The organism is Streptomyces globisporus (genome assembly GCF_003501885.1).
GTDB lineage: Bacteria > Actinomycetota > Actinomycetes > Streptomycetales > Streptomycetaceae > Streptomyces > Streptomyces globisporus_D.
Genome location: NZ_QWFA01000344.1, coordinates 1 through 3,042, shown reverse-complemented (window position 1 = coordinate 3,042; position 3,042 = coordinate 1). Strand labels below are relative to the sequence as shown.

Below are 3,042 nucleotides of genomic sequence, written 5' to 3'. Positions count from 1 at the left end.
CCCCCGCACCGGTCGGCGCGCACGCCGCCCCGGCCGCGGCCCGCCGCCCCCTGCACCGGGGCCCGGCCGCCGCCGATCCCCCGTCGTACGGCGGCGGTACGCAGGGCGGCGTCGTACGCTCCCTGGCCGACCGGGGCCCCGCCGGGGCCACCCGGACCGCCGCCCCCGCACGCCACGCGGGCCCGCCGACGACCGGCCCCGAGTACTTCGACATCCCGGCCGAGGACCCCTCGACCCTGCCGGGCCCGCAGCTGGGTGAGATCCCGCCGCAGTCCGGCGCCCCGTGGGGGGCACAGCCGGAGCAGCCCGTCGCGGAGCCGGTGCCCGCCGCCGAGCCGGTTCAGCAGCCGGAGCAGGTCGTCGCTGAGCCGGAGCAGGCCGTCGCGGCCGAGCAGCCGGTGACGGAGCCGGTGGCGGCCGAGCAGGCGGCCCCGGTCGAGCAGCCTGCTCAGACGGCTCCGCCGGTCCAGCCGGTTCAGCCGACGGAGCAGGCGGCCGTGCCCGCCCCCGAGGAAGCCCTGACGGCCCCGGTCGCCCCGGTCGAGCAGCCGGCCCAGCCGGATCAGCTGGTCGAGCCCGCTCCCGCTGGGCAGCCCGAGCCGGCCCCGCAGGCCGTCCCGGCAGAAACGGTCGTTCCCGAGCCGGTCGCGGTGGCGATGCCCCCCGCCGGACCGGTCCTCGTCCGGGAGCCCGAGGCGGCCCAGCCGGAGACCCCGGCCGAACCGGCGGAAGCACCCGTCCAGGCCCCGGCCGACGAGGTGACCGCGCAGGAGACGGTGGAGCCGGTGGAACCGCTGGGTCCGGTGGAGGCCCAGCACGGTGTCGCCGTGGCTCCGCAGCCCGAGGCGCAGGCTGTCCCGATGGAAGCCGTGGCCCCGGAACCTCAGGCCCTGGTACAGGAGCCGCCCGTCGCCGAGCCGGTGGCACACCCCGAGCCCTTGGTGCAGCCCGAGCAGGTGGCCCAGCCCGAGCAGGAGCAGCCCGTCGAACCGGCCCCCGAGCCGGCCCCGGCCGCGGCAGTGGCCGAGAGCCCGGAGGCGGTGGCGGTTCCGGAGACCGCCGTGGCGGAGGAGCAGGTGGCCACGCCGCTCGCCCCCGAGCCCGTACAGCCGGAGCCCGTCGAGCAGCCCGTCGAGCCCGTGGCCGGGGGAACGGCCGAAGGGAACGCGCCCGAGCAGGACATGACGCCGGTTCCCGAGCCCGCAGTGGCAGCGACGGAGCCCGAGCCGGCCCACGTGATCGCGCCCGACGCCGAGGACGGCACCGGCCCCGAGGTCATCGAGACGCCGGAGCTCCTTCCGGAGCCGCAGGCGACCGAAGCACAGCCCACGGAGCAGCCGCAGGCACAGACCGAGGCGGCGCCGCAGGTGGAGACACCGCAGACCGAGGAGTCGGCGGAGCCGCTGGACGCCGTGGAGCCCGCCGATCAGGCGGCGGCCACCCCTCCCGCCCCCGGTTACGACGACGCCGAGCGCGAAGCGGTGCTGCGGGTCATGCGCGAACGCCGGGACATCCGCAACGGCTTCCGCAGCGACCCGATTCCGCACGAGGTCCTGCTCCGGGTGCTGGAGGCGGCGCACACCGCGCCGAGCGTCGGCCACTCGCAGCCGTGGGACTTCGTCGTCATCCGCTCGGCGGAGACCCGCCGCTCCATGCACGAACTGGCCCAGAGCCAGCGCGACGCCTACGCCAAGTCGCTGCCCAAGGGCCGGGCGAAGCAGTTCAAGGAACTGAAGATCGAGGCGATCCTCGACACCCCGGTCAACATCGTCGTGACCGCGGACCCGACTCGCGGCGGCCGCCACACCCTGGGCCGGCACACCCAGCCGCAGATGGCGCCGTACTCCTCGGCGTTGGCCGTGGAGAACCTCTGGCTGGCGGCCCGCGCCGAGGGCCTCGGCGTCGGCTGGGTCAGCTTCTTCGACGAGCGGGAGATGGTCCGCGCGCTGGGCCTGCCCGAGCACCTGGAGGTCGTGGCCTACCTCTGCGTCGGTTACGTCGACGAGTTCCCCGAGGAGCCCGAGCTGATGCAGGCGGGCTGGTCGAAGCGCCGCCCGCTGTCGTGGGTCGTCCACGAGGAGACGTACGGCCGTCGCGCGCTGCCCGGCGCCGAGCCGCACGACCTGCTCCAGGAGACGATCTCCGCGATCCGCCCGCTGGACGCGAAGGCGCTCGGCGAGGCGTGGGAACGCCAGAAGCGGATGACGAAGCCCGCCGGGGCGCTCGGCATGCTGGAGATCATCTCCGCGCAGCTGTCCGGGCTCTCCCGGATGTGTCCGCCGCCGATCCCGGAGCCCGCGGCCGTCGCGATCTTCGCCGGCGACCACGGGGTGCACGCCCAGGGGGTCACCGCCTGGCCGCAGGAGGTCACCGCCCAGATGGTGGCGAACTTCCTCGGCGGCGGAGCCGTCTGCAACGCCTTCGCGGCACAGGTCGGCGCGGAGGTCTGCGTCGTGGACGTCGGCGTGGCGACGGATCTGCCCGCGACGCCCGGTCTGCTGCCCCGCAAGGTGCGCCCGGGTACGGCGGACTTCACGACGGGCCCCGCGCTCACCCGCGAAGAGGTCCTGGCCGCGATCGAGGTCGGCATCGAGACCGCCAGGGACCTGGTGGCGGCGGGCAACAAGGCGCTGCTCACCGGCGAGATGGGCATCGCGAACACCACGGCGTCGGCCGCTCTGATCTGCGTCTACACGGGGATCAGAGCGGCCGACGCCGTGGTGTTCGCCCGAGGCGCTGGCCGCCTGCATCGCGGGCCACCGCAGCGCGGAGCCCGGCCACGTCGCCGCGCTCAACAAACTGGGCCTGCGCCCCCTGGTCGACCTCGACCTCCGCCTGGGCGAGGGCACCGGCGCGCTGCTGGCACTCCCGATCGTGCAGAGCGCGGCACGGGCGATGCACGAGGTGGCGACGTTCGACTCGGCAGGCGTGACGGAGAAGTAGAACGCCGTCCGGCGCTCCTCAAGCCCCTCCGGCGCTTGAGGAGCGGGAACCGGGGCGCAGCCCCGGTTTCGGGAAGGGGCGGGGCAGGGGAGAAGGCCC

At 75.6% G+C, this 3,042-nt stretch carries 1 pseudogene; it reads left to right on the top strand.

What is annotated here, in order from left to right:
- Positions 1-2,943 (top strand): annotated as a pseudogene (gene bluB / locus D3105_RS33235) (5,6-dimethylbenzimidazole synthase); the annotation flags it as partial.
- Between the last annotated feature and the right edge of the window lie 99 nt (positions 2,944-3,042).